Raw genomic sequence first — 25,530 nt, forward strand, 5'->3', positions numbered from 1 at the left:
CCTACTGGAGGTCTGCGTCGTCGGCGCGCTGCACCCACTGGGCGAAGCTCTCGCCCTCGGTGCGCTGGCCGTCGTAGTTGCGCACGACCCGCTCGACGTAGTCGGTGAGCCCGGCGGAGGTGGTCTTCAGGCCGCGCACCTTCTTGCCGAAGGTGGTGCCCAGCTGGCCGCCGAGGTGGATCTGGAAGCCCTCGACCTGGTTGCCGTCCTCGTCCAGGACCAGCTGGCCCTTGAGGCCGATGTCGGCGACCTGGATGCGGGCGCAGGCGTTCGGGCAGCCGTTGACGTTGATCGTGAGCGGCTGGTCGAAGTCCGGAAGGCGCTTCTCCAGCTCGTCCATGAGGTCCATGGCGCGCTGCTTGGTCTCGACGATGGCGAGCTTGCAGTACTCGATACCGGTGCAGGCCATGGTCTGGCGGCGGAACACCGACGGGCGGACCCGCAGGTCGTTGGCCTCCAACTCGGCGGCCAGCGCCTCGGTCTTCTCCTCGACGATGTCCAGGATGACCATCTTCTGCTCGGCGGTGGTCCGGACGCGGTCCGAGCCGTACTTCTCGGCGAGGTCGGCGATCAGGTGCAGCTTGTCGCCGTTGACGCGGCCGACGCGCGGCGTGAAGCCCACGTAGAAGTTGCCGTCGTTCTGGCGGCGGATGCCCACGTGGTCGCGCTGCGGCTTGGGCGCGGCGGGCGCGGGGCCGTCGGGCAGCGCGTAGCCGAGGTACTCGTCCTGCAGGACCTGGCGGAACTTCTCCGGCCCCCAGTCGCTCATCAGGAACTTGATCCGGGCGCGGTGGCGCAGGCGGCGGTAGCCGTAGTCGCGGAAGACCGAGATGACGCCCTTCCACACCTCGTGCACGCGCTCGGGCGAGACGAAGACGCCGAGGCGCTTGGCGAACATCGGGTTGGTGGACAGGCCGCCGCCGACGTGCAGGTCGTAGCCGGTCTCGCCGGCCTCGTTGACGACGCCCACGAACGCGATGTCGTTGATCTCGTGCACGGTGCAGTGCGAGGAGCAGCCCGAGATCGCCGACTTGAACTTGCGGGGCAGGTTCGAGAACTCCTTGGAGCCCAGGTAGCGGCTCGTGACGTCGTCGATCTGCGGCTGGCCGTCGATGATCTCGTCCTCGGCGATGCCGGCGAGCGGGCAGCCGATGATGACGCGGGGCGAGTCGCCGCAGGCCGTCATCGTGGACAGGCCGACGGAGTGCAGCTTCTCCCAGATCGCCGGGACGTCCTCGATGGCGATCCAGTGGTACTGGATGTTCTGCCGGTCGGTGATGTCGGCGGTGCCGCGGGCGTAGTCGTTGGAGATGTCGGCGAGGACCCTGAGCTGGGCGACGCTGAGCTGGCCTCCGTCGATGCGGACCCGCATCATGAAGTACTTGTCGTCGAGCTCCTCTTCCTCGAGGAGGCCCGTCTTTCCGCCGTCGATCCCCGGCTTGCGCTGGGTGTAGAGGCCGTACCACCGGAAGCGGCCGCGCAGGTCGGCCGGGTCGATCGAGTCGAAGCCGCGCTTGGAGTAGATGTCGATGATCCGACTGCCCACGTTCAGCGGGTCGTCGTTCTTCTTGCTCTCTTCGTTCTTGTTCAGCGGCTCACGGTATCCGAGGGCCCACTGGCCCTCACCACGCTTACGGGGTGGCACGGCGCGCGTCTCCCAGAGGTCGTTTTCAATGATGCGGAGGGGAACGCATGGCAGCCGGGCGCGCTCGAGCTCGAGCATGAAGAAGGTACGCCGGAAAGCCACGGTCCCGGAAAGATACGTCGGGGCGTGGTCTGGGCGTTACCGACAGATGGCGCTGCGGACCCGGAGGAAGTCCACGTGCCGGCGTGTCACCAGCAACGGGTCGATGGCAGCAGTCATGCCTTGACTCTGACACGCGGTAGTGGGCGTTGTCCAGCCGCGTCCGGCATGTGGACATGCGGTAATGATCATCTTCAACCCTGCCTCACCCAGTTCAGGGACGTCTCGGACGCGCCTTCGCGGGCGCGGTCGGACTCGGGCGGCGGCTGGTGCTGGCAGTCGCACCAGGTGCCGCCGGGGCAATCCTCATGGTGACGGTTGCGGCACTGAGCGCAGATCATGCTCCAGTGTCACCTATCGTGACGAGTGTCCGATACCACTGCGGTGTGGCGGAGGTCATAGGTCAACATCCCGTCGAACCCGCGGCACGATCCATCGAGTTAGGGCGAGAGCGAATGATCCGGGTACGCGACCCCCTACGGTGTTGTCCGTGACGTCAGCCGTCCCGCGGGTCGTGGAGTCCCCCGCGTCCCCGCCCGCCCGCCGCGTGAGCGCGGTGCTGCGCGTCCTGTGGATGCTGGTGCGGGGCACCTCCGTCACCGCGTTCAACTACCGCATCACGGGGCTCGCCGCCGAGGCCGCCTTCTGGGCGCTGCTCTCGCTGCCGCCCTTGGTGCTCGGCCTCATCTCCAGCGTGGGCCATCTGCGCGGGCTGCTGGGCCCTGAGACGGTCGGGGAGATCAGCGGCTGGATCATCGAGAGGTCCCGGGCGTTCCTCACCGAACCCGCGGTGGACAGCGTGGTCGAGCCCCTCGTCGACGACGTCGTGCGCGGGGAGAAGATCGCGATCATCTCGGTCGGCTTCCTCACCTGCCTGTGGGCGGGCTCGCGCGCGATGAGCGTCTACGTCGACACGATCACGATCACCTACGGGCTCGACGGCGTCCGCGGCGTCGTGCGCACCAGGCTCCAGGCCTTCCTGCTCTACATCGTCGGGCTGTTCGTGGCGGTGCTGGTGATCCCGTTCATGATCCTCGGCCCGGCGCTGGTGCGGAGCACGATCCCGGCCTCCTCACGGCTGCTCTCGTTGCTTTACTGGCCTTTCACCGTCGTCCTATTGATCCTTTTTCTCGCGTTGCTGTACCACCTGAGCGTCCCGGTGCGCACGGCCTGGTGGCGCGAGATGCCGGGGGCCGTGGTGGCCATGGTCTTCTGGGTCGGCGGCAGCGTCCTTTTGCGGATCTACCTTTCCGGGACGGTCAGCGGGGTGTCCGTGAGCGCGTCCCTGACGGCCCCGATCGCCTTCATGGCCTGGCTGTACGTCACGGCGTTCGCGGTCCTGGTGGGGGCGTGCCTGAACGCCGAGGTGGACAAGCTGTGGCCCAGCGTCAGCACGTCAAGAGCACGCGCCGCGGCATTGGTAAAGAATTCGGGCTCCATTCACTAATTCCGGCAAAGTTCGCTTAACCTTGCGTTTTATGACGGCCCTTACCTTTGCTGCCCCGACCGGCGAAGCCCGTATCCGCACGGTCACGGGCCCCGCACAGCTCTCCGCCCTGACCGGACGCGTCCTCTCCCGCGAGCACCTGCGCGTGGACCTGCGCTGGCCGGTGCGCGCGGCGTCCGACCCGCACCGCTGGCTCGACGAGGAGCTGCACGTCGCCGCCGAGCTGACCGCGCTGCGCAAGGAGCACGACCTGGGCCTGATCGTCTCGCTCACCTGCCTCGGCATGGGCCGCGACGCCTCCGCGCTGGCCCGGATCTCGGCCGGCAGCCGGGTCGCGGTCGTCGCGTCCACGGGCTACTTCGCCGACCCGTTCCACCCCGTCGCCATGGCCGGCATGGACCACGAGCAGGTCGCCGAGCGGCTGATCGCCGAGATCGGGTTCGGCATGGACGGCACCAGCGTCCTGCCGGGCGTCATCGGCGAGGTGGGCGTGTGGGGCGAGGTGCCGACCCCCGGTGAGGACAAGGCCCTGCGCGGAGCCGCCCTCGCCGCCCAGGAGACCTCCCTTCCCGTCGCCACCTACGGACGGCCCGGACTCGCCCAGCTGGAGACGCTCATGGACATGGGCGTGGCGCCGGAGCGGATCGCGATCGGCCAGCAGGCCGTGCCCGGCGAGCCGGACGGCGGCGCGGACCCCGCGGTGCACCGCAAGATCGCCGAACTGGGCGCCTACGTCTCCTTCGGCGACCTCGCCCACTCCGGCACGGCCTCCCTGAAGTTCGTCCTGGAGCTGATCGAGGCAGGTCACGCCGACCGCATCATGCTCGGCTCGGGCGTCACCCGGCAGAGCCACATCGCGCACTACGGCGGTCCCGGCTTCGGCGCGGTCCTCACCGAGTTCGTCCCGGCGCTGCGCGCGTGCGGCGTGGACGACGCGACGCTCGACCTGCTCACCCGCGAGAACACCCTGCGCTGGCTCTCCTCGCGCCTGTGACGACCGGGTGACGCCGCGGACAGGATGTCCCTCCGAATCCCGCGGATATGTCGCCCGGATGTGAGCGCCGCCACGAGACGCTTAACGCAAAAGGCCCTCCATTGGAGGGCCTTTTCGCATTTCCTGAGTCCCGTGTCACAGATCGTTGTGCGCGGAACAAGAGTTCGTCGTGACGTGTCGGAGCGGCCGGGCGGAATGCCCCGCGCGCTTCGTTATCGACCGCGGAAACGCAAACGGCCTCGCGATAGCGAGGCCGGAGGCGTTCGTGTGTGCCGGGGTAGGGCAGCCGGTGTTCGGCTACGCGGCGTTGGCGCGGCGCATGCGGCGGCGACGCTCGGAAGCGCGCTCGTCCTCGTTCAGTCCGCCCCACGTGCCGTACTTCTCCGGACGGGAGACGGCGTAGTCCAGACACTCCGAGCGGACGGGGCAGCCCATGCAGACCTGCTTCGCCTTGCGCTCTCGGATCTCCCGCTCGGGCTGACGCTCGCCGTCGGGGCCGAAGAAGAGCACAAGGTCTTCCCCCCGGCACGCGGCGGCGTCCTGCCAGCCCCAGCTGGGACGGGGGAGGTTAGCCTGCCGACGTACCTGAGCCATGAAACACCCACCTCAGTTGATTTCTGAGCAAATAAGGACATAGACGTTGCCGACGCTTGGTAGCGTCAGAATTTTCAACGTCCGGAGTTGCCGCTGTGTTCCCTATGATGGGTGAGCCCGCGGCGCAGCGTCCCCAAGAACTGGGGCCTCGCAGAGATTACACGAGGGCCGCCTCGCTGTGAAGGGCCAGGTCCCTCATTTGGTATGTCTGAGGCGTCTCATCGCACTCATGACCGCAGCCGCCAGGGCTGCCCACCAGTTCAACCGTGCCGGACCACACGTTTCCGGCGGCTGTGACCCTCGTCATATAGGGGCCGGTACCGGTGACGGATATTACCCTGACTTGGTCCAGACCGAGCAATCCGGTGTGCGCGCGCACGAAGTGCTCCGCCGCCTGGGCGGGCTCGGGGATGCCGGCCCTGCCGCGCAGCCTGTCCAGCACGACCTCGCCGCGCAGGTAGGCGTCCACGGCCTCGCGCGCGGTGCCGCCGTCCAACGAGCCGTAGTAGAGGCCGTGCGGAAGGCACACAAGGTTGGCCGCGTACTTGTCGCCGCCGACGTGGCTCGTCTCCCACACCAGATCGCCGTATCCGGCCGCGAGCGCGCGCGCCAGGGGCGCGCCCGTGCGGGCGCAGCAGGCGTTGCGCTTGGCGTGCGTGCACACCAGCAGCAGCGGTTCCAGGGAGGGCTCGCCGAACCCGGGACGGCGGCCGAGCGCCACCGCGGCGAGATCCAGCCCGTCCAGCTCGGCGAGATCGCTGACCACGCGGGTCTCCAGCCACGGGTCCTCGCCGGACCAGGCGACATAGACGCGCAGGGGAGGGGTCGGAGAGCGGCGGCCGGTGCGCCGGATGAGCTGCGGGCGCACGCCGTGCGCGATCGCCCGGTCGATCACCGGGAGGCCCAGCTCCTCGATCTTGCGCGGCCAGGCCCCGGAGTGCTCGATGAGCAGCCACGAGTTGGCCTTCGTCGTCGCGCTCGCCAGGCAAGGGGTCTGCCCCAGATGACCTCCTGGGCAGTGCTCACATGAGACCGAGCGTGACAAAGGAAAGACCTCCCCCGAACAATAAGTTAGGACACCCTAACCTAACTTGTCCTTCCCCTGCCACCCCCGGTGACACACCTCCGGCGCCCGGGAGTTTCGCTCAGAAATAAGCGCCGGCCAGCGGGAGCGCCCTGGCGCGATCGGCATCGGACAGCCCCAGCCTGGTCCTGCGGTCCACCAGGTCCGACGGGTCCAGCGCGCCCTCGTGGCGGACGCCCCACGCCCACTCGATCTTCAGGTGGGGACGGCCGGTGACGATCGGCTCCAGCAGGGACGGGTCCTCGGCGGCCAGCTCCGCCATCGCCGCCGCCTCCGCGCCGTACCGGCGCAGGAGGCGTGACGGCGCCTTGATCCTGGCGATCTCGCCGAGAGGGGCGGCGCCCACGAGGGGGAGCGAGGCGGTCCGCGAAGGGGTCGAGGTGAGGCCGAGCGCGTCCACGGCGTCCTCTGCCATCCGGCGGTAGGTCGTCAGCTTGCCTCCGACGACCGTCACGACGCCGTCGGGGGACTTCAGCACGGCGTGCCTCCGGGAGATGTCGGCCGTCGTGCCCCCCTTGTCCTCCATCTGGAGGAGCGGCCTGAGTCCCGCGAAGGCGCCGAGGACGTCGGCGCGGCGCACCGGGACGTCCAGGACGGTGCCGAGAAGGTCGAGGAGGAAGCCGATGTCGGACTCGGGGGCCTGCGGGACGTCGGGGATCTCGTCGGCGGGCTCGTCGGTGAGGCCCACGTAGACGCGGCCGTCGTCCTGCGGGAGGACCAGGGCGAACCGGTTCAGGGTGCCCGGGATCGGGAGGTGCAGGCCCGTCCGCATCCCGCCGAAGAGTGTCCCGTCCAGGACGAGGTGGGTGCCGCGCGACGGGCGCAGTGTGACGCCGGGCACGAGGGCGCCCGCCCAGACGCCCGCCGCGTTCACCACCCGGCGGGCGCGCAGGTCGTGCTCGGCGCCGGTCAGCTCGTCCCGGACGCGGACGCCGTCGCCCGTCACCTCGAGCGCGCGGCAGCGGGTGATCACGCGCGCGCCCTCGCCGGCGGCCGTGCGGGCGATCGCGGTGACGAGCCTGGCGTCGTCGTGGAGCTGCCCGTCCCACGACAGGAGGCCGCCGCGCAGTCCGGCGGCCCGCAGTACCGGCGCGGCCCGCAGCGTCCCGGCGGGCGACAGCCGCGAAGGCCCGGGCAGCACGCCCCGCGGCGTTCCCGCGCTCGCGCGCAGCAGGTCGCCGGCGCGCAGGCCGACCGAGGTCAGCAGTTCGCTCCGGCGCGCCACGAGCGGGGTCAGCGGCAGCACGAACGGCATCCGGCGGGTCAGGTGCGGGGCCGTGCGGGTCATCAGGATCCCGCGCTCGACCGCGCTCTCGCGGGCCACGTCGACCTGCCCGGACGCGAGGTAGCGCAGACCGCCGTGGACGAGCTTGGAGCTCCACCGGGACGTGCCGAAGGCGAGGTCGTGGGCGTCGATCGCGGTGACCCTGAGGCCGCGCGCGGCGGCGTCCAGGGCGACGCCCGCCCCGGTGACGCCGAGGCCGATCACCAGGACGTCGGCGATCTCGTCGGAGGCGGCGGCGAGATCGCGCGCGCGCTGTGCGGCGTTGAGGGAAGTGCTCATGGGGTCCTCGCTCAAGGTCGGGGCGTCGGCACGCGGTCGAGGACGACGGCGCGGGCAGCGGTCCATGCGGCGGCTCCCGATCTTCGGGGTGCCTGAGTGCGTTCGGGAACGACGGCGCGGGCGGCGTCGTGGTCCATGGGGCGGCTTTCGATCGTCAGGGAGCCAGGGTGCGGTCGAGGATGGTGCGGAGTTCGGTGTCGAAGGAGGCGGGGGCCAGTTCGCCCTCGCCGGCCATCGTTCGGAGGGACAGGGCGAAGCCCTGGACGACCAGGAGGAGCGCGCGCGCTTGGAGGGGCGTGGAGCCGGGGCGTATGGAGCCGTCCGCATGGCCGTGTTCGAGCGCGTCCTCTATGAGGGTGAGGAACGCCTCCTGGCTGGCGCCCGTACGGGTGAGCAGGTACGGCAGGAGCATCTCGGGGTCCACCTCGACGATCTTGCGCAGCAGCGGATGCGCCCTGAAGGCGACGGTGCCGCGCACGAGCGTCTCCACCAGACGGCTCCGGGCGTCCCCGGACGCGTCGGCCTCGACCACCGAGGCGGCCAGGGTCAGCCACTCGCGCGTCATGAGGTCGCCGACGATCGTCGACACGTCGGGCCAGCGGCGGTAGAGCGTCATCCGGGAGACGCCCGCGCGCCGCGCGATGTCGGTGAGCGTGGTGCGGCGGACGCCCACGGCCAGCACGCAGTCCCGCGCGGCGTCGAGCACCGCGTCGTTCGTGGGCGTGCGCTCCGAGGTGTTGTGACGAACTGACGTCATATGTCACAGTGAACCACACCCGGCGGTCCCAGCGAACGAGGAGCGAGCATGTCCGAAACCGAGATCTCCTGGTCGGGGTGGGGCGACCCCGCGAAGGCCGCGCCGCTCCCGGAGAAGATCACGACCCTCCTGCGCGACCTCCTCGGCGTCAAGCCGCGCGAGACCCCTCCGGTGGGGCTCGCGGACCTCGCGCCCCGCCCGCCGCGGCTGACCGAGGCCGCGCTCCAGGCGCTCGCCGAGGTGGCGGAGGTGCGGACCGACGCGGAGAGCAGGGTCCGGCACACCCGCGGCAAGTCCACCCCCGACCTCCTTGCGATCCGGCGCGGCGATGTCTCCGACGCGCCCGACGCGGTGGTGCTCCCGGAAGGCCACGACGCGGTGCTGCGGGTGCTGGAGCTGGCCGCCGAGCACAGGTTCGCGGTCGTCCCCTTCGGCGGTGGAACGTCGGTCGTGGGCGGGCTCGCCCCCGATGACAGCGGTTTCGCCGGGTTCGTCGCCCTCGACCTGCGACGGCTCGACCGACTCGTCGCCGTCGACCCCGTCAGCCGGACCGCGACCCTGGAGCCCGGCCTGCGCGGCCCGCGGGTCGAGGAACTGCTCGCCGAGCACGGCTTCACCCTGGGGCACTTCCCTCAGTCCTTCGAGTGGGCGAGCGTAGGCGGGTTCGCCGCCGCGCGCTCCAGTGGCCAGTCCTCCGCCGGATACGGGCGGTTCGACGAGAACGTCGTCGCGCTGACCGTCGCCACCCCCACCGGGACGTTCACGCTGGGCCGGGCGCAGAAGTCGGCGGCCGGGCCCGACCTGCGCCAGCTCATCCTCGGCTCGGAAGGGGCCTTCGGCGTGATCACCTCGGTCACCGTCCGGGTCAGGCCCGTCCCCGAGGCCAGGGCCTACGAGGGGTGGCGGTTCCCCGACTTCGCCACCGGATCGGCGGCGCTGCGCCGGATCATCCAGGACGGGCCCGTCCCCACCGTGCTGCGCCTGTCGGACGAGACCGAGACGCTGGTGAACCTCGCCCAGTCCGGAGCCATCGGGGAGGACGGCGGCGCAGGGTGCCTCGCCATCGTCGGCTTCGAGGGCGAGCCGCGCGACGTCGCCGCAAGGCGGACCCGCGTCAGGGAGATCCTGGCCGATTCCGGAGGCGCCGACCTCGGCGAGGGGCCGGGCGACGGCTGGGCGCACGGCAGGTTCGCCGCCCCCTACCTGCGCGATGCGCTCCTGGACGTCGGCGCGTTCGTCGAGACCCTGGAGACCACGACGTTCTGGGCGAACATCCCGGGGCTCTACCAGGCGGTCCTGGGGGCATTGCCGGGCCATCTCGTCATGTGCCACATTTCACACGTGTATCCCTCGGCAGCCTCGCTGTACTTCACGATCGTGACCCCCGACATCGACTGGGACACCGCCAAGCCCGCCGTCAACGCGGCGATCCTGGCGGCCGGCGGCTCGATCAGCCACCACCACGGAGTCGGCCGGGACCACCGCGCCGCCTACGCCGAGGAGATCGGCCCGCTCGGCGTCGAGATCCTCCGTGCGGTCAAGGCGCGGATCGACCCGGCCGGGGTGCTCAACCCCGGCGTGCTGGTCCCGTGAGGTCGTTCACCGCCGTCGTGAACCCGACGGCCGGAGGCGGCTCGTCGGCCCAGGCGCTGTTCGCCCTCGCCCGCCTCCTGCGCGACGCGGGGGCCTCCCTCCACGTCGACTACAGCCGCGACCTCAGGCACGCCGCGGAAATCGCGAGGGAGGCCGCCGCCCGGGGCGACGCGGTGCTCGGCGTCGGCGGCGACGGCATAGCCGGGACGGTGGGCGGAGCCCTCGTGGGCACCGGGGCGGAGTACGCCATCGTCCCGGCCGGGCGAGGCAACGACTTCGCTCGCCAGCTCGGCCTTCCGAAGGAGCCTTCGGCGCTTGCCGAACTTCTGCTCCACGGCGAGGCCAAGCCGACCGATGCCATCGAGGCCGGGGGAGAGGCCGCCCTGGGGAGCGTCTACGCGGGCGTCGACGCCCTGGCGAACGCCCACGCCAACAGGACCTGGCTGAAGGGCAAGGCCTCCTACACGTGGGGCGCGGTCCGGGCCTTCGCCTCCTGGAAGCCCGTCACCTACACGGTGACGCTGGACGGAGAGCGGCTGGAGCGCCCTGCCTACACGGTGGTGGCCGCCAACTCCGGCTACTACGGCTACGGCCGGAAGATCGCCCCTTCGGCCTCGGTCGACGACGGTCTCCTCGACGTCGTCATCATCAGGCACGCCTCCCGGCGGCTCTTCCTCACCGTCATGCAGGAGCTGGAGTCGGGGGAGCACGTCAGGCGGCCGGAGGTGGAGACGCTCCGCTGCGCCGAGATCCACATCGCGTCCTCCCGTCCGCTGCCCTATGGCTGCGACGGGGAACTGCCGGGCTGGCTGCCCGTCACCGTCCGGGTGCTTCCGTCGGCGCTCAATATCATTCGCCCATAATTCCGATTTGTCCCACATGGTGGGATGATGTGACCGCGCCGGGGATCTCGGTCTTCCCGGCCGGTCCCCAGCTCCAGACGGTGGTCGGCGCGATGCCGTCTCGGCTGGTGAGACGCGGACGCGGCACTCCACCCGCTGTCCGCTGTGACGCGAAACACGTTTGTTCCTTGAAGTTTGTACGATCCGGGCTCCGGCCGATCCATCAGCCAAGAGGAGCGGATCTCTTGACCGATACGCACGACACGGCGTCACAGCCGCCGACGGAGCCGGCGGCCAAGCCCGCAGGCACCGTGGAGATCCCCGTCTTCCCCAAGCGCCCCGCGCGCACGGTCGACCTCAGCAAGGCCGCGCCCCTTGGTTGGTGGCCCGCCATCGTCATCGCGCTCGTCGCCTTCATCGACCGGATCGAGATCAACCTGATCTCGGGGGCGCTCCCGGCGATCCAGGACCACTTCGGCTTCAGCGACACCGTGGGCGGCGCGATCCCGACCGCGGCCAGCATCGCCGCCGCGGTGCTCCTGCTCCCGGCCGGCCGGCTCGCCGACCGCGCGCCCCGGGTCGCCACCATCGCCATCGTGGTGCTGGTCTGGTCGATCTGCTCGGTCCTCAGCGGCCTGGCCACGACCTTCGTGCTGTTCTTCGCGGTCCGCGTCCTGCTCGGCGCGGCAGGGCAGCTCTACAGCCCGCCCGCCTCCAGCCTCCTCGCCGACTACTACCCGGCCCGCAGTCGCGGGAAGGCCTACGGCTTCGAGCGCGCGGGCTACTACATGGGCCTGCCCACCGGCGTCATCCTCGGCGGCGCCGTCGCCGAGGCGCTCGACTGGCGCGCGGTGTTCTTCGTCGCGGCGGTCCCCGGACTGCTGGTCGCCCTGCTGGTCCTGACGGTGAAGGAGCCGATCCGAGGGCTCGGCGACACCTTCGACAGGCTGCGCGCCTCCGACGGCCCCGCCGAAACCGCCCCGGGCGAGGCGCACACCGAGGCGCACATCCCCGGGAACGCGGGCGTGGCCTCCCTCTTCGCGGAGGCGTTCGACCTGCTCAAGGTGCGCACCCTGAAGGGCATCATCATCGGCCAGGCGCTGCTCTCGCTCGCCGTGGCGGGGCTGTTCTACTGGCTCCCCACCTTCCTGGAGCGCACCGAGGACCTCGACTACGACGCGGCGTCCGGCATGGCGGGCGGCGTAGGCGGCACCGGCATCGTCGTCGGCATCCTCATCGGCAGCCGGATGGGCGACCGCCACCACGGCCTCCGCCCCGGCTGGCGCGTCAGGGTCGCCACAGGGTTCCTGTTCGTCGGCGCAGTCGCCCTCACCGGCGCGGTGCTCGTGCCCGGCCTCCCGGTGCGCATCACGCTCATCGCGGTCGCCTGCGCGGGCTTCGCCGCCGCGATCCCGAACCTCACCGCCGCGTCCGCCGACGTCGTCCCCGGCGCCCGGCGCGGCATGGGCTTCGCCCTCCTGACGTTCCTGGTGACCCTGGGAGGCGCCCTCGGCCCCCTCCTCATCGGCTTCGCCTCCGACCTGATCGCCGAGACGTCCTACTCCGGCGAGCCCCTGGCCCTGGCCATGCTCGTCCTCGTCCCCGCGATGTTCGCCGCCGTCGGCGCCCTCCTGTGGATCCGCAACACCTTCGAATCCGACGCGGCCCGGGCGGCGGCCCCCACGTCCTGACGCGCATGTTCTGACGAGACCGGGGAGGGCCCGCGGGCCCTCCCCGGTCTCAGGGTTCATCTCCCTCGCGTGAGGGAGGTGGCGCCGGATGGACGGGGGTTAGGGTCGAAGTATGCGAACGCTGCTGAACATCATCTGGCTCGTCCTGTGTGGGTTCTGGATGGCGCTCGGCTACTTCGTGGCCGGCCTCATCTGCTTCATCCTGATCATCACGATCCCCTTCGGGATCGCCTCCTGGCGCATCGCGCTCTTCGCCCTCTGGCCCTTCGGAAAGAAGATCACCCAGAAGCCGTCGGCCGGTGTCGGATCCGCCGTCGGAAACGTCATCTGGATCATCGTGGCCGGCATCTGGCTGGCCATCGGCCACCTCACCACAGGCATAGCCCTCTGCATCACGATCATCGGCATCCCTCTGGGCATCGCCAACTTCAAGCTCATCCCCGTCTCCCTCACCCCGCTGGGCCGCGAAATCGTCTCCAGCGACGACCCACGAGGCCCAGGCCAGGGCTTCTGACGAAGCGCTGACCCGTGAATCCGCGGCGAAAGATCACTCCGGGCTCTTGATCCAGAGCGGTGCGGCGTGGTCGCCTTGAAGGGTGACCTCCCCCCGCAGTTCACAGCACACCTCCCAGTGGGGATGTGCGGAGCCTGGTGTCTACCCCGATCTCGGGCCGAGGGCCGCGCTGTCCTGGATGCGGCCGTCGGTGCTGTGGCGCTCGCGCAACGACGTGATCGCCAAGTGGTTCGGCGATCCCGTGGACGAGGTGCGGCGGCGCTGGGTCCAGGTGCCCGACGAGACGCCCATGCGCACCGAAGGGGAGGAGTTCTCCTTTCTCGTGCTGGGCGATCCCGGGGAGGGGGACTCCTCGCAGTACGCGGTCATCCCGGGCATGCTCAAGGTCGGGCAGGGGACGGACTTCGCGGTGCTGGCGAGCGACGTCAACTACCCGGTCGGGTCGGTCAACGACTACGCGCAGGTGTTCTTCAAGCCCTACCAGGCCTACCCGGCGCCGATCTACGCGGTGCCGGGCAACCACGACTGGTACGACGGCCTCGAGGGGTTCATGCGCGTCTTCTGCGACCGCCTGGGCGACGGCGCGCCCGGCGAGTCATGGCGCCCGAAGTGGGGTCGGCTCGCGCGGCGGCTGTGGCGCAGGCCCGAGCCGACCGACGAGGAGGCGTTCGCCGCGGCCCGCGCGCTGCGCGCCCAGCCGTCCCAGCAGGCCAAGCAGCCCGGCCCCTACTGGTACGTCGACAGCCCGCGCCTGCGCGTCATCGGCCTCGACACCGGCATCGGCGGCGGCATCGACCGCGACCAGGGCGCGTGGCTGCGCCGGATCTCGGCCGACCCCAGACCGAAGGTGCTCATCACCGGCAAGCCCATCTACCGCAACAACGACTACCGCCCGTGCCCGATCGAGGGCGGCGGCACCGTCGACGAGATCGTCAGGTCCACCGGGTACGTCGCGGTGATCGGCGGCGACATCCACAACTACCAGCACTATCCGGTGGACGTCGCGGGCCGCCGGATCGACTACCTCGTCGCGGGTGGCTCCGGCGCCTACATGCACGCGACCCACACCATCCCGAAGGTCGAGGTGGGCAACGGCGGCGACGCGCCCGTCACCGAGGACGACTTCGCCTGCTACCCGCTGCGCGGAGACTCCCTGGTCTTCTACAGCCGCCTGTACGGCCGCCGCCTGCGCCGGCTCGGCCTGCGCCGGTTCTTCGAGATCGACTACCCCGAGGCCGCCGCGGCGGTCTCCCGCAGGCTGGACATCCCCCCGACCCGCCCCGAGGCGCAGGGGGTCGTCCCCGGGCTGCGCGCCCGGATGATCGCCTCCCTGCTGGCCGTCCCCGACGGCCGCAAGCGCCGGCCGTGGCTGCGGCTGCCGGTGAACAAGATCTACCACCGGATCTTCTCCGAGGCCTCCGACACCGACATCGCCCCCTTCTTCAAGAGCTTCCTGCGCCTTGACGTCACCCGCGCCGAACTCCGCATCCGCGTGTTCGCGGCCACCGGCTGCCGCGCCCAGGAACTGAATCCGCCCCTGGAACACGAGCTGCGTATTCCCCTCGCCTGACGTGTCGGTCATCACCGCTTCCTACGGTCGCGTAGGGCAATGTGCATGCTGCACACTTCACGGGTGAGTGGTGTGGTGAAGAAGGAAATTCGCTCTTTCGTCGCCCTCGGTGACAGCTTCACCGAAGGACTGAACGACCCCTACCGGCCCGACGAGTTCCGCGGCTGGGCCGACAGGCTCGCCGAGCACCTCGACGCCGCCCGGCCCGGCCTGCTGTACGCCAACCTCGCGGTGCGGGGCAAGCTGCTGCGGCAGATCGCCGAGGACCAGGTGCCGCGGGCAGTGGCGATGAAGGCGGACCTGTACACGATCTCCGCGGGCGGCAACGACATGATCCGCCCCGGCGCCGATCCCGACGAGATGGCCGTCGTCTACCGCGACGCGCTCGCCGCGCTGCGCTCGACGGGCGCGGAGGTCGTGGTGTTCACGGGGTTCGACCCGAAGTTCCGGGGCCTCAACGGTAGGGCGAGCGACGGCCGGTTCCGCGGCAAGGTCGCGACGTACAACCTGCACATCCGGTCGATCGCCGACCGGCTCGGCCTGACCGTCGTCGACCTGTGGTCGATGCCGGTGCTCAACGCCGACCCCGCCTGGCACGAGGACCGGCTGCACCTCACCCCCGAGGGGCACAGCAGGCTGGCCATGGCCGTGGCCGAGAGGCTCGGCGTCCCCGTCGAGGGCGACTGGCGCGCCCCCTGGCCGCAGTCCCCCGCCAAGACCTGGCAGGAGGCCCGCCGCGAGGACGCCCACTGGGCCCGCACCTACTTCGGCCCCTGGGTCCAGCGCCGCCTGAAGGGCGTCTCCTCCGGAGACGGCCGCGCCGCCAAGCGCCCCGAACTGAAGCCCCTCTGAGCGGCCCTGGCGAGCGCGGAGCCCCACCGGGGCCCCGTGCTCGGGCCGTCTCTCATCCCGCGCTCGCGCCGACACGGACGGGCCTTTCTCATCTCCGGACTACGGGACTGAGGTGGTCTCGGCCGTGAGGAGGTGGACTGCGGTCTCGGCGGCGGCGAGGTCCTGGGGGCCGATGCCGATCAGCTTGGCGACGGTGATCGCTTCGGGGGACGTGCGGCCGGGGAGGCGGCCGGCGAGGACCTCGCCCAGCTCTCCCGTGACGCGCTCCGGGGTGATCGAGCCTTCGGCGAGGGCGGCGGCCACGTCGCCGTAGCGGAGGTTCAGGTCGCGGCTGTCGACGAAGACCCGGTCGGCGCGGCTGAGGACCGCCCCGTCGAATTCCCGCTTGATGTCGTCGTCGGCGCCGATGGCGGTGACGTGCTGCCCGGGGCGCAGCCAGTCGCCGCGCAGGACGGGCGCGGACCCTGCCGTGGCGGTGACGATCACGTCGGCGTCGCGCACGGCGGCCCGCGCGTCGGAGACCGCCTCGATCCGCACGTCCGGAAGGTCCGCGCGGAGCTGTCCGACGAGGCGGGCCGCGCCCTCCGGGGTGCGTCCCCAGACCGTCACGTGCTCGATGTCGCGCACCAGCGTGAGCGCGGCGGTCTGCAGCCGCGCCTGCCGCCCGGTGCCCAGCACCGTCGCGCGGGCGGAGTCCGGGCGGGAGAGGGCCCGCGCGGCGACCGCGCCCGCCGCCGCGGTCCTGAGGTCCGACAGGTGGTGCTCGTCCTCAAGGACCGCGGCGACCGCGCCCGTCCGGGCGTCGAGGAGCGCGACGAAGCCGCCGCCCTCGGGCAGGCCGAGCTCCCGGTTGCCGGGGAACCAGGTCGCCACCTTCACCACGAAGTGCCCGTTCCCGGGCAGGTGGGCGGCCTTGATGTGGGCGTCCCCGCCGCGCTCCAGGGGCAGCACCGAGATCGGCGCCCGGGCCCCCTCGGTGGTGCTGAAGGCGGCGAACGCCTCGGCGACGGGCTCCAGGAGGTCCGCGAGGCGGACGGCCGCGCGGATCTCCGGCGCCGAGTAGAAGGGCGGGCCCGCCATCAGGACTCCTCGACGGGAAGGGCGTCGAGGACGCCGCGCGCGGTCATCGCGACGGCTCCGGAGACGCGGATGTTGACGAGGTCGGCGGAGTCGCCCTGCGGGAGGACGCCGATCCGGCTGGGCCGCCCCGTGAAGCGGCCCTGGCTGAGCACGAACTCCTCGCCGGCGGGCACGAGCCCGTGCCGGGCGGCATAGGCGCCGACGCATCCTGCGGCGCTCCCGGTCGCGACGTCCTCCATGATGCCGTCGTTGTTCCAGTGCCTGCCCTCCATGGCGTCGACGTCGAGCAGGTAGGCGAACTGCGCCCCGTGGCGGCCGACGAGCCGGGCGAAGTCCGGGTGCGTGATCCGCGCCTCGGCCAGGTGCCCCCGCATCGGCACGACGAGGTACCGCAGGCCGGTCGAGACGACCTGCAGGGGGAGGTCGGCCAGGGCGTCGGCAGGCAGGGAGAGGGCTTCGGCGATTTCGCTCCGGCCGTCCGCGGGGACCGTGCCCAGGTACTCGGGCCTGCCCTGGTCGAGCGCGGCTTGGTACCTGGCGCCGTCGGGGCGGGTGGTGACCGTGACGGTCTTGCGGGCGAGGCGGAAGCGCCATTCGCGCGGCCCGGCGCCGCCCGCGCGCTCGTGCAGGACGGCGGCGGCGCCGAGGATCGGGTGGCCGGCGAAGTCGAGTTCCTCGATCAGGTCGAACACCTGGGCCGTGACGGTCCCCGGTTCGTCGGCGGGCCGCAGGAAGATCGTCTCGAAGTGGCGCAGTTCCTGGGCGACGGCGAGCATCTGGCCGGTCGTCATGGCCGGGGCGTCGGGGATGACGGCGAGGCTGTTTCCGGTGAAGGGAGCGGACGCGAACACGTCGACGTGCCGGTAGGACAGGGACATTCGGTCTTCCTAGGGCTGAGCTGGTGTTTTCCCCGAGAGTAGTCAGGCGGTGCCGGTGGTGTATGGGCCAATCACGGTAAATTGGACTACATGGCGGATGTGCGTGAGGTGTCCGCGCCGGAACTGGCGCGCCTGCTGGGCCCGTGGCGGGAAGGCGGAGGCGGCGTGGCCGGGCGGCTCGTCGACGCCGTCGACAGGGCGCTGCGCGACGGGCGGCTCGCCCTGGGCGTGCGGCTGCCCGCCGAACGGCAGCTCGCCCAGCAGGTGGGCATCGCCCGCGGCACCGTCGCGGCGGCCTACCGGGCGCTGCGCGCCGCCGGGCTGATCACCACGCGGACGGGCTCGGGCAGCGTCACCTCGCTCCCGCCCGGCCTCAGGGAGGGCCTCGCACCGTGGCCCGCGGGCCTCGCCCTCACCGGCGGCAGGGAGGCGGCCCTCGACCTGACGGCCGCCGTGCCCGCGGCGCCGTTCGACGTGTTGCACAGGGCGGTGCTGGCGGCGGCGGACGGCCTGCCCTCGGCGCTCGCCCACGACGGCCCGAGCCCGCGCCTGCGCGCCGCGGTCGCCGCCGCCTACACCGCGCAGGGCCTGCCCACCCGGGAGGGCCACATCCTGCTGACCGGAGGCGCGGACGCGGCACTGGCGTTGCTCACGGCGGCGTTCGTCCGGCGCGGCGCCCGAGTCGTCACCGACTCGCCCACCTATCAGGGGGCGCTCGCGCTGTTCCGCGCCGCGGGGGCCCGGCTCGTCGCCCAGCCCCTCACCGGCGACGGCTGGGACGTCGCCGCGCTGGACCGCACCGTCGCGGCGGCCGCCCCGGCCCTCGTCTTCCTCGTCCCGGACTTCCACAACCCGACGGGCCTGCTCATGCCGGACGGCCAGCGCCGCGCCCTGCGCCGCCTGATGTCCGCCCACGACACGCTTCTCGTCATCGACGAGACCCTCCGCGACCTGGACCTGCGCCCCGACGCCCGGCCTCCCGCCCGGGTCGCCGCGGCGGGCGACCGCCGCACGGCGACGGTCGGCTCCCTCAGCAAGTCGGTGTGGCCGGGCCTGCGCGTCGGCTGGATCCGGGCCCATCCCGCGGTCATCGCGCGGCTCTCCGCGCTCCCCGTCGCCCACTCTCTCGCCCCGTCCCCGCTGGACCAGCTCGTGGCCCTCGATCTCCTGGACGCCCGCGGGGCGGTCCTGGCCGAGCGCACCAGGCGTCTGAGGATCCAGCGCGACCACTTGGCGGCCCGCCTCCGCGACCTCCCCTGGTGCCGCTTCCGCGTCCCCGACGGAGGACTGTCCCTCTGGCTGGAGCTCCTGGACACCGACGCCGACCACCTGACCGCGCATGCCGCCGCCGCGGGCCTCGCCCTCACCCCCGGCCACCGCTTCTCCCCGGAGGGCGCCCACCACCGCTACCTGCGCCTGCCCTTCACCCTCCCGCCCGACCTCCTCGACGACGCCGTGACCCGCCTCACCACCGCCCACGCCACCGCCCACCCCGCCCCGTAGCGGGCCCGGCCTCCAGCGACCCACGGCGCGGCGACGCCGCGGTCCCGCACGCGGATCGCCGCGCCTGAGGCGGTCGCTTCACTGCGCGAAGGCGTGTCGTCTCCAGGCGGGTGCCCTTCGGCGACCGGACTGCGCGGCGGGTGCGTCGGCCACGACGCGGCGAGGGGGCGGGTCGGGAGGTCGGGGGGATCGGGTGGCGGGACCGCTGGGCAGCGGTCCCGCCTGGGGGTGGGAGAGGCCCGGTCAGGGGCGGTTGTGGCCGCGCATCTCCTTGTGGACGGCCTTCCAGCGGTTCTCCCGCTCGGCGCGCAGGCGCGCGTCGGTGCGGGAGGCCGCCCATTCGGCCTCGCGCTGGAGCTTGCGCCACGACGCGAGGCGGCGCTCCGGCAGGATGCCGTCGGCCACGGCCCGGGCGACGGCGCAGCCGGGCTCGCCGGCGTGCGCGCAGTCGGTGAACCGGCACTCGGCGGCCAGGTCCTCGAGGTCGGAGAACGTGCGGGACACGCCCTCGCCGTCGGACTGGAGGCCGATCGAGCGCAGGCCCGGGGTGTCGATGATCATGCCGCCGCCGGGCAGCGCCAGCAGCTCCCGGTGGACCGTGGTGTGCCTGCCCCGGCCGTCGGCCTCGCGGACCTCACCGGTGGCCATCGCCTCGCGCCCGGCGAGCGCGTTGACGAGGGTCGACTTGCCCGCGCCGGAGCGGCCGAGCACGACCGCCGTCTCCCCGGGGGAGAGGGCGAGGCCCTCCAGCCCGGTGCGGGCCACCGAGGAGACCGCGACGACCTCGGCGCCGGGCGCGGCCCGGACGACCTTGGCGAACTCGTCCTCGGGCAGCACGGTGCCCGCGAGGTCGGCCTTGGTGATCAGCACGACCGGACGGGCGCCGCTCTCCCAGACGAGGGCGAGCAGCCGCTCGATCCGGCCGAGGTCGATCTCGGGCACGGCGGGCTCGGCGATGAACACGACGTCGACGTTGGCCGCCAGCACCTGGCCCGCGGAGACGCCCGGGGCCGCGGCGGCCCGGACGATCGCGGTGCGGCGCGGCAGGAGCTGCCGGACCGCGCGCTCCCGGCCGGACGTGACGCCCGCCCAGTCGCCGACGCAGGGGCGGGCCCCTTCGGCGAGTCGGGTGACGGCCTGGCGGACGCCTTCGGCGGTGGCGACGACGCACGCGCCGCGGTCGACGCGGACGACCCGGCCAGGGACGAGTCCGAATTCCAGGTGCGCGGCGTACGAGGCGTCGTAGCCGAGCGCCTCAAGGGACTGATGGGACGGAAGTGACGGAAGGAACGGAAATCCCGATGCCACGAGGTGGCGCCTTTCTCGAATCCGGCGCCGGCCTGCGCAGAGGTCAGGCGGGCGCCGCGTTGGACGGGGACGATGAGATGCCGCGCACAATGACCGTCTTCACGGGCTTCCTTCCGGATCGAGGGCGCGCTGACCTGGCCGGCACGCCGATTCCGTCACCTTAGGACGGCGGGCGCCCCGAACGCCAGCGATTAAATTCCTGTGGATCTTGTAGCGAAAAGGCGTGATTTGTCGCATAGTCGTCCGATGCGAAAACTGGTCTCGGTTTCTCCGGAGCCGTACACGCTCCGCCGCCGCACGGGTGAGCTCGCCGACGGCGCCGCCCGGCTCGCCGAAGACCTCGCGGCGGTCCCCGTCGCGAAGGTCCTCGCCGGGGCCAACCGGTCCGCCGTGCGCAGGGGCGCGACCACCGCCTTCAACGGCATGCGGCCCGGACCCGCCGACTGGTTCACCTTCGAGGACCGCGACGACGACAGCCGCGACTGGTACCCGCAGGGCCTCACCAGCGCCTCCGACGCGGGAAGGGACGAGCCCGCCTTCATCGCCTCCTGGTACTGGAAGCCCGAGGTACAAGCAGACGAGCGCGGCGTGCGCCTCACCTTCCTCGACCCGCGGACGGCCAAGTACCGGCACGTCCTGTGCGTCATCGCCAAGACCGACGGCTCGTACGCGCCCGTGGACATCCACGCGGGCGGCATCGCCTGGTACGGCGACCTCCTCTACATCGCCGACACCACCCGCGGCCTGCGCGTGTTCGACCTGCGCGGCATCCTCGACATCCGCTCCGCGCAGGACGACGTCGGCGACCACACCGAGTTCGGCCGCAAGGGAGGCAAGTACCACGCCTACGGGTACCGCTATCTGCTCCCGCAGACCGACTGCTGGAAGCTGACCGCGACCGGCCCCCGGTTCTCCTTCGCCTCGGTGGACCGCTCCGCCGCCCCCGACCGCCTCATCTCCGGCGAGTACACCGACATCGAAGGCAGCGTCGGAAGGCTGGCCGCCTGGAGCCTGGAGAAGGACGGCTCCCTCACGGACGACGGGGGCCTCGCCGTACCCGTCGAGGCGTTCAAGGCGCCCGACTTCAAGATCCAGGGCGCGGTGTCCCACGAGGGCCGGTGGTACCTCAGCCAGGCGGGCACCGGGGCCGTCCGCGGCAGGCTGATCGAGGCCGAGCCGGGCGACGCCCCCGAGGTGCGCGACTACGCCTTCGGACCCGAGGACCTGACGGTCTGGCGGGACAAGAGGCAGCTCTGGAGCATCACCGAGTTCCCCCGGCGGCGGGCCCTCTACGGCGTCCCTCTCTGACCGGACCGCCTGACCCGATCGCCAGGCCGGACCACCCGGCCGGACCACCGACCGGGGATGTCGGACCGGGTGGGCACAATGGCCGGATGCGGATAGCGATGGCCTGGGGGGAGGACGGGGAGGGCGAATTCCAGGTCCTCGAAGCCGCCGAGCCCGTCGGCCCGCCCGTCGCCGTCCCGGATCTGGCCGCGGAGGTGGCTCGTCTGGAGCGCGCGGAAGGCCCCCGCTGGGTCTGGGAGTCTTCCGCGCGGGATTACGCCCGCCTGCTCTCCTCCGGCGTGCGCGTCGCCCGGTGCCACGACCTGGAACTGGTCGAAGGCCTCCTGCTGGCTCGGGAGGGAGCCTTCGGCGAGCCGCGCTCGGCCGCCGCCGCGCTGGCCCGACGCAGGGGTCTCCCCGCGCCCGCCGAGCACCGTCCGGAGGTACAGCCTTCCCTCTTCGGCGCCGCGCCCCCCACCCCGCTGGCCGACGTCGTGGCCGTCCACCGCGCCCAGGAGGCCGAACTCGGCCCGTTGCGGCTGCTGGCCGCCGCCGAGTCCGCGGGCGGTCTCGCCGCCGCCGAGATGACCCGCGAGGGCGTCCCATGGCGCATCGACGTGCACGACGCGTTGCTCACCGGCCTCCTCGGACCGCGCCCCGCCCCCGGGATGCGGCCCAGGATGCTCCAGGACCTCGCCGACGCGATCACCGAGGCGTTCGGCGCGCACCTCAACCCCGACTCGCCCAAGCAGCTCCTGAAGGCCTTCGCCGCGGCAGGCCACCCCGTCACCTCCACCCGGGCGTGGGAGCTGCGCGGCGTCGACCACCCGGCCGTGCCCGCGGTGCTGGAGTACAAGGAGTTGGCCCGCCTCTACACCGCGCACGGCTGGTCCTGGATGGACGCCTGGGCGCGCGGCGGAAGGTTCCGGCCCGAGTACGTCGTCGGAGGAGTGGTGTCCGGCCGGTGGGCGAGCCGGGGCGGCGGCGCCCTCCAGATCCCCAAGGTGCTGCGCCGGGCGGTCGTCGCCGACCCGGGCCACGTCCTGGTCGTCGCCGACGCCGCCCAGCTCGAACCCCGTGTGCTCGCCGCGCTCGCGGGCGACGCGGCCTTCGCCGAGGCCGCCGCGCAGGGAGACCTGTACGCGGCCCTCGCCGACGCCTTCCCCGAGACGCCGGAGGGCCCTTCGCCGCGCGACAAGGCCAAGATCGCGATGCTGTCGGCGATGTACGGCGGCGGCACGGGCGAGGCCGTCGCGCTGCTCGCGGTGCTGCGCGGCCGCTTCCCTGCCGCGTTCGGCTACGTGGAGGCCGCGGCCCGGGCGGGCGAGCGCGGGCAGGCCGTCACCTCGCTGCTCGGCCGGGCGAGCCCGGCGGGGGACGCCGCCTACCGGGAGCTGATCACCACCTCGGCGGGCCGGTCGGCGGCGCTGTCGCGCGGGCGCTTCACCCGCAACTTCGTCGTGCAGGCGACCGCCGCGGAGTGGGCACTGGCGTTCCTCGCGTTCCTGCGCGCACGGCTCCTCGGCCGCCCCGCCGAGATCGTCTTCTTCCAGCACGACGAAGTGATCGTGCACACGCCCGAGGAGGACGCCGAGGCCGTCACCGCCGACGTCGCGGACGCCGCGGCGCAGGCCAGCGCGCTTCTCTTCGGAGACACCCCGGTCGTCTTCCCTCTGCACACGTCCGTCGTCGCCTGCTATGCCGACGCGAAGTAGCGGATGTCCCCGGCACGCACGGGGTAAAGGAGACGCATGGAGCAGAACCTCGACGACCTCACCTCCCCCGAACTGCACGACAGGGCCGTCAAGCTGGCCAAGGAACGCCACGACGTCGGCTTCCTCTGGGAGCTGCTGCGCGCGATCCCCGCGGCCGAGGCGGCCTCCGGCGAGCTGGAGCGCAGCGAGACCGACATCATGCGGGTCTTCGGCCTGGTCACCGACCTCATCGGCTCAGGAGAGGAGCCTCTGGCCGATGCCTTGCGCCCGCTGTACCTGGACTACCTGAAGTCCCACTCTTAGCGCCGGGGCAGCGCGTCAGTCACGCCGGGCGGATCGCGGTGGTGATCCGCACCGCCGTGCGCAGCGTGATCCCGCCGTGGGGGCCCACGGCGGGCTCCATCACGTCGTGGGCGGTCTTCCTCGCCTCGTCGAGCCGGTCCTGGGGGATCTTCTCCAGGATCGCGCGCATGCCGTGCGACCAGAACCAGTCCCACAGCTCGTCCTTGCCGGTGAACTGGGTCTCGATCGTCTCGACCGCGAAGGCGACGGAGTCCCAGCCGTCGAGCAGCGCGGCGATCGGGGCGGCGCTGGCGAACCTGTCGACCGGACGTGCGCCGTCCCCGCCCGGCACCAGCGGGGCGAGCGCCTTCACGACGGCGACGTGCAGCGGGTCCTGGGCGGCGAACGTGCTGAACGCCAGGCGGCCGCCGGGCCGCAGCAGGCGCCGGTAGGCCGCCACCGCCTCCTCGGGCGAAGGCAGGAAGAAGATGACGAGCCCGGCGAGCAGCGCGTCGAAGGAGCCCTCGGGGAAGTCCGGGTCGGCGGCGTCGCCGAGCGCGACGGTCACCCACGGCAGGTCCGCGACGGCGGCGGCGGTGCGCTCGACCATGCCGGGAGCGAGGTCGATGCCCACGACGGACCCTTCCGGGCCGGTGGCCTGCGCGGCGGGGACGAGCACCGCGCCGCGTCCGCACCCGACGTCCAGGACCCGGGACCCGGCGGCGATTCCCGCCCGTGCGACCAGGGCGCGGCCGATCGGAGGGAAGTACCCGCCCTCCGGGCCTTCGTAGGTGGCGGAGGCCCGGTCGAACATGCCCGCGACGGTGGCCTTGGCTTCCGCATCAGATCCAGTCATAGGCGGATCTTTGCATCTTGAGGAGGAAAAGCGGAGGGATATCCGGCGGGCAGCGGGGGCGGGGGAGCGGGGGTACGCGCCGGAAGGGTCAGGGACAGGTGACGCGGGCGGTCACGTGGGCCGTGCCGGGGGCGCCGTCGGTGCGCCGGAAATCGGCGTCCACCGACGCGGCTCCGGCCACCGGGTCGAGGGTGATGCCGGCGACCGCCACGTAGGACAGTCCGGTGCGGTGGTCTTCGAGCAGGGCGCCCCGGGTGCCGTCCCGGTCGGCGACGGTCAGGGTGAGCGCCTTGGTACCGCCGGCGTAGAGGGTCGCGAAGAACGCGGCGCCGCCTTGCGACGGTGGAGGGCAGTCCTGCTCCATGTCGGCCGCCCACGCCTCGACCGCCCCGGAGGCGACGAACACCGCGTCCTCGGGGATCCGCGCGTCGGACGCGCCGCGGTCCCCGCCTCCCGGCGGGCGTGCCTCGACGGGCGCCGGGGCGTCCGCCGTCCGCACGTCCGCGCAGCCGGACGCGGCGAGGAGCAGCCCGGCCGCCGCGATCGCGTGCGGCCGTCTCCTGTGTCTGATCATGTCTGTGAGACTCCTGTGACGGCCCCGGGGTTGACCCGGCCGCCCGGAAGCACGCCCGGAATCCTGCTCGTCCTCGGCGGCCTGTGCGCGCTGTTCGTGATGCTCATCGGCGTCGGCAGCGGGCCCATCACCCCGCTCGGCTTCGCCGCTCTCGCCGCCGCCGGTGCGCGCTCTGCGGCCGGGCCCGAAGGCCGACGGCCAAGGCACGGTCAAGAAAAGGTCCGGTCTCCTCCATGCGTGCTGCGGTCGGCGGGCGGGTCCGGCGATCCTTTCGGGTGTCGAAGGGATGCGCGATGAAGACTGCCCGGACGGCCGCCGCGGCCGTGCTCCTCGCCCTGCTCGCCGGTACCGGCCCGGCCCACGCCGCCGCCGGCCCGCCCAAGGGCGCGTCCGACGGCCTGGTGGCCCAGCTCACGGAGGTGGTGGAGTCCTTCTTCTGCACCATCTTCGACAACTGCCCGAAGCCCAAGCCCGCCAAGAAGGGCGCGCACGCCCCCTACAAGCCCGGCGAGCACTACGGCACCACCACGGGCAAGCCCTACAAGCCGAAGAAGCGCGACGCCTCCGAACTCCCCGGCTACGGCCCCTCGCCCATCGACTGGCCCTACGGCCCACCCATCGTCGGCTAGCCACCGCAACGCCCGGGCCCCGACGCCCCCGCGCGCCCGGCGCTCACGGCAACGTCAGACGGAGCCGGAGGGCCCGGCGGGTCCGAGTGCGGCAGGGCAGTCCCCGGGAGGCGAGGTCGGCGCCGCCCCGCCGGGCACGGCGACGGCGCAACGGTGTTCAGGACGCGCTCGA

General features: G+C 72.4%; 23 protein-coding genes. 13 read left to right on the forward strand and 10 right to left on the reverse strand.

From position 1 onward, the window contains the following. Position 1 precedes the first annotated feature (1 nt). A complete protein-coding gene (locus ACYVOM_RS38925; protein ID WP_460308637.1) occupies positions 2-1,645 on the reverse strand; it encodes a nitrite/sulfite reductase in 1,644 nt (547 codons plus the stop codon). A 589-nt stretch (positions 1,646-2,234) separates the two neighbouring features. On the opposite strand from ACYVOM_RS38925, the gene ACYVOM_RS38930 reads away from it, so the two are divergent. Both ACYVOM_RS38930 and ACYVOM_RS38935 read left to right on the forward strand, forming a co-directional pair. Further along, positions 2,235-3,191 (forward strand): YihY/virulence factor BrkB family protein, encoded by a 957-nt coding sequence (locus tag ACYVOM_RS38930; RefSeq protein ID WP_460308638.1) that lies wholly within the window; start codon positions 2,235-2,237, stop codon positions 3,189-3,191. A gap of 31 nt (positions 3,192-3,222) precedes the next feature. After that, the gene (locus ACYVOM_RS38935) at positions 3,223-4,185 is read left to right on the forward strand and encodes a phosphotriesterase family protein (protein ID WP_460308639.1); all 963 of its coding nucleotides are present in this window, start codon (positions 3,223-3,225) and stop codon (positions 4,183-4,185) included. 297 nt (positions 4,186-4,482) lie between these two features. On the opposite strand, the gene ACYVOM_RS38940 is transcribed toward ACYVOM_RS38935, so the two are convergent. The 4 genes from ACYVOM_RS38940 to ACYVOM_RS38955 all read right to left on the reverse strand — a co-directional run bounded on the left by ACYVOM_RS38940 (position 4,483) and on the right by ACYVOM_RS38955 (position 8,184). Then, a complete protein-coding gene (locus ACYVOM_RS38940) occupies positions 4,483-4,779 on the reverse strand; it encodes a WhiB family transcriptional regulator (RefSeq protein WP_123668210.1) in 297 nt (98 codons plus the stop codon). A gap of 157 nt (positions 4,780-4,936) precedes the next feature. Beyond that, positions 4,937-5,824: a sucrase ferredoxin gene (locus tag ACYVOM_RS38945; protein WP_460308640.1), complete on the reverse strand. Its 888-nt coding sequence runs from the start codon at positions 5,822-5,824 to the stop codon at positions 4,937-4,939. 100 nt (positions 5,825-5,924) lie between these two features. Continuing rightward, a complete protein-coding gene (locus tag ACYVOM_RS38950; RefSeq protein ID WP_460308641.1) occupies positions 5,925-7,427 on the reverse strand; it encodes a glycerol-3-phosphate dehydrogenase/oxidase in 1,503 nt (500 codons plus the stop codon). Positions 7,428-7,581: 154 nt separating this feature from the next. Then, positions 7,582-8,184 carry a TetR/AcrR family transcriptional regulator gene (locus ACYVOM_RS38955; protein WP_460308642.1) on the reverse strand — a complete coding sequence of 201 codons (603 nt, stop codon included), beginning with the start codon at positions 8,182-8,184 and terminating at the stop codon, positions 7,582-7,584. Positions 8,185-8,232: 48 nt separating this feature from the next. Between ACYVOM_RS38955 and ACYVOM_RS38960 the strand changes: the two genes are divergently transcribed. The 6 genes from ACYVOM_RS38960 (at position 8,233) to ACYVOM_RS38985 (ending at position 15,246) form a co-directional block, all read left to right on the forward strand. Then, complete coding sequence (locus ACYVOM_RS38960) at positions 8,233-9,777, forward strand: FAD-binding oxidoreductase (RefSeq protein ID WP_460308643.1); 1,545 nt, start codon at positions 8,233-8,235, stop codon at positions 9,775-9,777. Further along, the gene (locus ACYVOM_RS38965) at positions 9,774-10,640 is read left to right on the forward strand and encodes a diacylglycerol/lipid kinase family protein (protein WP_460308644.1); all 867 of its coding nucleotides are present in this window, start codon (positions 9,774-9,776) and stop codon (positions 10,638-10,640) included. The genes ACYVOM_RS38960 and ACYVOM_RS38965 overlap by 4 nt, the downstream gene beginning before the upstream one ends. Positions 10,641-10,864: 224 nt before the next feature. Then, positions 10,865-12,310, forward strand: a complete 1,446-nt coding sequence (locus tag ACYVOM_RS38970; protein WP_460308645.1) for an MFS transporter — start codon at positions 10,865-10,867, stop codon at positions 12,308-12,310. A 112-nt stretch (positions 12,311-12,422) separates the two neighbouring features. After that, positions 12,423-12,824 (forward strand): YccF domain-containing protein, encoded by a 402-nt coding sequence (locus tag ACYVOM_RS38975; protein ID WP_460308646.1) that lies wholly within the window; start codon positions 12,423-12,425, stop codon positions 12,822-12,824. 82 nt (positions 12,825-12,906) lie between these two features. Then, the gene (locus ACYVOM_RS38980; RefSeq protein ID WP_460308647.1) at positions 12,907-14,394 is read left to right on the forward strand and encodes a metallophosphoesterase family protein; all 1,488 of its coding nucleotides are present in this window, start codon (positions 12,907-12,909) and stop codon (positions 14,392-14,394) included. 39 nt (positions 14,395-14,433) lie between these two features. Continuing rightward, positions 14,434-15,246: an SGNH/GDSL hydrolase family protein gene (locus ACYVOM_RS38985; RefSeq protein WP_460308648.1), complete on the forward strand. Its 813-nt coding sequence runs from the start codon at positions 14,434-14,436 to the stop codon at positions 15,244-15,246. A gap of 99 nt (positions 15,247-15,345) precedes the next feature. Here the strand turns inward: ACYVOM_RS38985 and ACYVOM_RS38990 are convergent, their stop codons facing one another. After that, positions 15,346-16,326, reverse strand: coding sequence for an ornithine cyclodeaminase family protein (locus ACYVOM_RS38990; RefSeq protein WP_460308649.1), 981 nt, complete (start codon positions 16,324-16,326; stop codon positions 15,346-15,348). After that, positions 16,326-17,204: a PhzF family phenazine biosynthesis protein gene (locus ACYVOM_RS38995; protein WP_460308650.1), complete on the reverse strand. Its 879-nt coding sequence runs from the start codon at positions 17,202-17,204 to the stop codon at positions 16,326-16,328. The genes ACYVOM_RS38990 and ACYVOM_RS38995 overlap by 1 nt, the downstream gene beginning before the upstream one ends. Positions 17,205-17,294: 90 nt before the next feature. Between ACYVOM_RS38995 and ACYVOM_RS39000 the strand changes: the two genes are divergently transcribed. Beyond that, positions 17,295-18,707 (forward strand): aminotransferase-like domain-containing protein, encoded by a 1,413-nt coding sequence (locus ACYVOM_RS39000; RefSeq protein WP_460308651.1) that lies wholly within the window; start codon positions 17,295-17,297, stop codon positions 18,705-18,707. 243 nt (positions 18,708-18,950) lie between these two features. Here ACYVOM_RS39000 and rsgA read toward each other — a convergent pair whose 3' ends face one another. Next, positions 18,951-20,015, reverse strand: a complete 1,065-nt coding sequence (rsgA, locus tag ACYVOM_RS39005; protein ID WP_460308652.1) for a ribosome small subunit-dependent GTPase A — start codon at positions 20,013-20,015, stop codon at positions 18,951-18,953. Between the two features lie 246 nt (positions 20,016-20,261). On the opposite strand from rsgA, the gene ACYVOM_RS39010 reads away from it, so the two are divergent. The 3 genes from ACYVOM_RS39010 (at position 20,262) to ACYVOM_RS39020 (ending at position 23,320) form a co-directional block, all read left to right on the forward strand. Continuing rightward, positions 20,262-21,323, forward strand: coding sequence for a hypothetical protein (locus ACYVOM_RS39010; protein WP_460308653.1), 1,062 nt, complete (start codon positions 20,262-20,264; stop codon positions 21,321-21,323). 86 nt (positions 21,324-21,409) lie between these two features. Beyond that, positions 21,410-23,017, forward strand: coding sequence for a bifunctional 3'-5' exonuclease/DNA polymerase (locus ACYVOM_RS39015; protein WP_460308654.1), 1,608 nt, complete (start codon positions 21,410-21,412; stop codon positions 23,015-23,017). A 36-nt stretch (positions 23,018-23,053) separates the two neighbouring features. After that, entirely contained in the window at positions 23,054-23,320 is a 267-nt protein-coding gene (locus tag ACYVOM_RS39020) for a hypothetical protein (RefSeq protein WP_460308655.1), read from the forward strand. A 19-nt stretch (positions 23,321-23,339) separates the two neighbouring features. Here ACYVOM_RS39020 and ACYVOM_RS39025 read toward each other — a convergent pair whose 3' ends face one another. Both ACYVOM_RS39025 and ACYVOM_RS39030 read right to left on the reverse strand, forming a co-directional pair. Next, a complete protein-coding gene (locus ACYVOM_RS39025; RefSeq protein ID WP_460308656.1) occupies positions 23,340-24,155 on the reverse strand; it encodes a class I SAM-dependent methyltransferase in 816 nt (271 codons plus the stop codon). 88 nt (positions 24,156-24,243) lie between these two features. Continuing rightward, a complete protein-coding gene (locus ACYVOM_RS39030) occupies positions 24,244-24,729 on the reverse strand; it encodes a hypothetical protein (RefSeq protein WP_460308657.1) in 486 nt (161 codons plus the stop codon). A gap of 293 nt (positions 24,730-25,022) precedes the next feature. Here ACYVOM_RS39030 and ACYVOM_RS39035 point away from each other — a divergent pair, with 293 nt between their 5' ends. After that, on the forward strand, positions 25,023-25,358 hold the full coding sequence (locus tag ACYVOM_RS39035) for a hypothetical protein (protein ID WP_460308658.1): 336 nt from the start codon (positions 25,023-25,025) through the stop codon (positions 25,356-25,358). Positions 25,359-25,530: the final 172 nt, after the last annotated feature.

The sequence above is a fragment of the Actinocorallia aurea genome (genome assembly GCF_054783995.1).

What these genes read in the sequence shown, in the direction of transcription:
- ACYVOM_RS39030 (WP_460308657.1), bottom strand. Translation starts at nt 24,729, where the DNA reads ATGATCAGACACAGGAGACGGCCGCACGCGATCGCGGCGGCCGGGCTG.
- ACYVOM_RS38955 (WP_460308642.1), bottom strand. Translation starts at nt 8,184, where the DNA reads ATGACGTCAGTTCGTCACAACACCTCGGAGCGCACGCCCACGAACGAC.
- ACYVOM_RS38950 (WP_460308641.1), bottom strand. Translation starts at nt 7,427, where the DNA reads ATGAGCACTTCCCTCAACGCCGCACAGCGCGCGCGCGATCTCGCCGCC.
- ACYVOM_RS39035 (WP_460308658.1), top strand. Translation starts at nt 25,023, where the DNA reads ATGAAGACTGCCCGGACGGCCGCCGCGGCCGTGCTCCTCGCCCTGCTC.
- ACYVOM_RS38975 (WP_460308646.1), top strand. Translation starts at nt 12,423, where the DNA reads ATGCGAACGCTGCTGAACATCATCTGGCTCGTCCTGTGTGGGTTCTGG.
- ACYVOM_RS39010 (WP_460308653.1), top strand. Translation starts at nt 20,262, where the DNA reads ATGCGAAAACTGGTCTCGGTTTCTCCGGAGCCGTACACGCTCCGCCGC.
- ACYVOM_RS38935 (WP_460308639.1), top strand. Translation starts at nt 3,223, where the DNA reads ATGACGGCCCTTACCTTTGCTGCCCCGACCGGCGAAGCCCGTATCCGC.
- ACYVOM_RS38960 (WP_460308643.1), top strand. Translation starts at nt 8,233, where the DNA reads ATGTCCGAAACCGAGATCTCCTGGTCGGGGTGGGGCGACCCCGCGAAG.
- ACYVOM_RS38985 (WP_460308648.1), top strand. Translation starts at nt 14,434, where the DNA reads ATGTGCATGCTGCACACTTCACGGGTGAGTGGTGTGGTGAAGAAGGAA.
- ACYVOM_RS39025 (WP_460308656.1), bottom strand. Translation starts at nt 24,155, where the DNA reads ATGACTGGATCTGATGCGGAAGCCAAGGCCACCGTCGCGGGCATGTTC.
- ACYVOM_RS38940 (WP_123668210.1), bottom strand. Translation starts at nt 4,779, where the DNA reads ATGGCTCAGGTACGTCGGCAGGCTAACCTCCCCCGTCCCAGCTGGGGC.
- ACYVOM_RS39015 (WP_460308654.1), top strand. Translation starts at nt 21,410, where the DNA reads ATGCGGATAGCGATGGCCTGGGGGGAGGACGGGGAGGGCGAATTCCAG.
- ACYVOM_RS39000 (WP_460308651.1), top strand. Translation starts at nt 17,295, where the DNA reads ATGGCGGATGTGCGTGAGGTGTCCGCGCCGGAACTGGCGCGCCTGCTG.
- ACYVOM_RS38995 (WP_460308650.1), bottom strand. Translation starts at nt 17,204, where the DNA reads ATGTCCCTGTCCTACCGGCACGTCGACGTGTTCGCGTCCGCTCCCTTC.
- ACYVOM_RS38990 (WP_460308649.1), bottom strand. Translation starts at nt 16,326, where the DNA reads ATGGCGGGCCCGCCCTTCTACTCGGCGCCGGAGATCCGCGCGGCCGTC.
- ACYVOM_RS39020 (WP_460308655.1), top strand. Translation starts at nt 23,054, where the DNA reads ATGGAGCAGAACCTCGACGACCTCACCTCCCCCGAACTGCACGACAGG.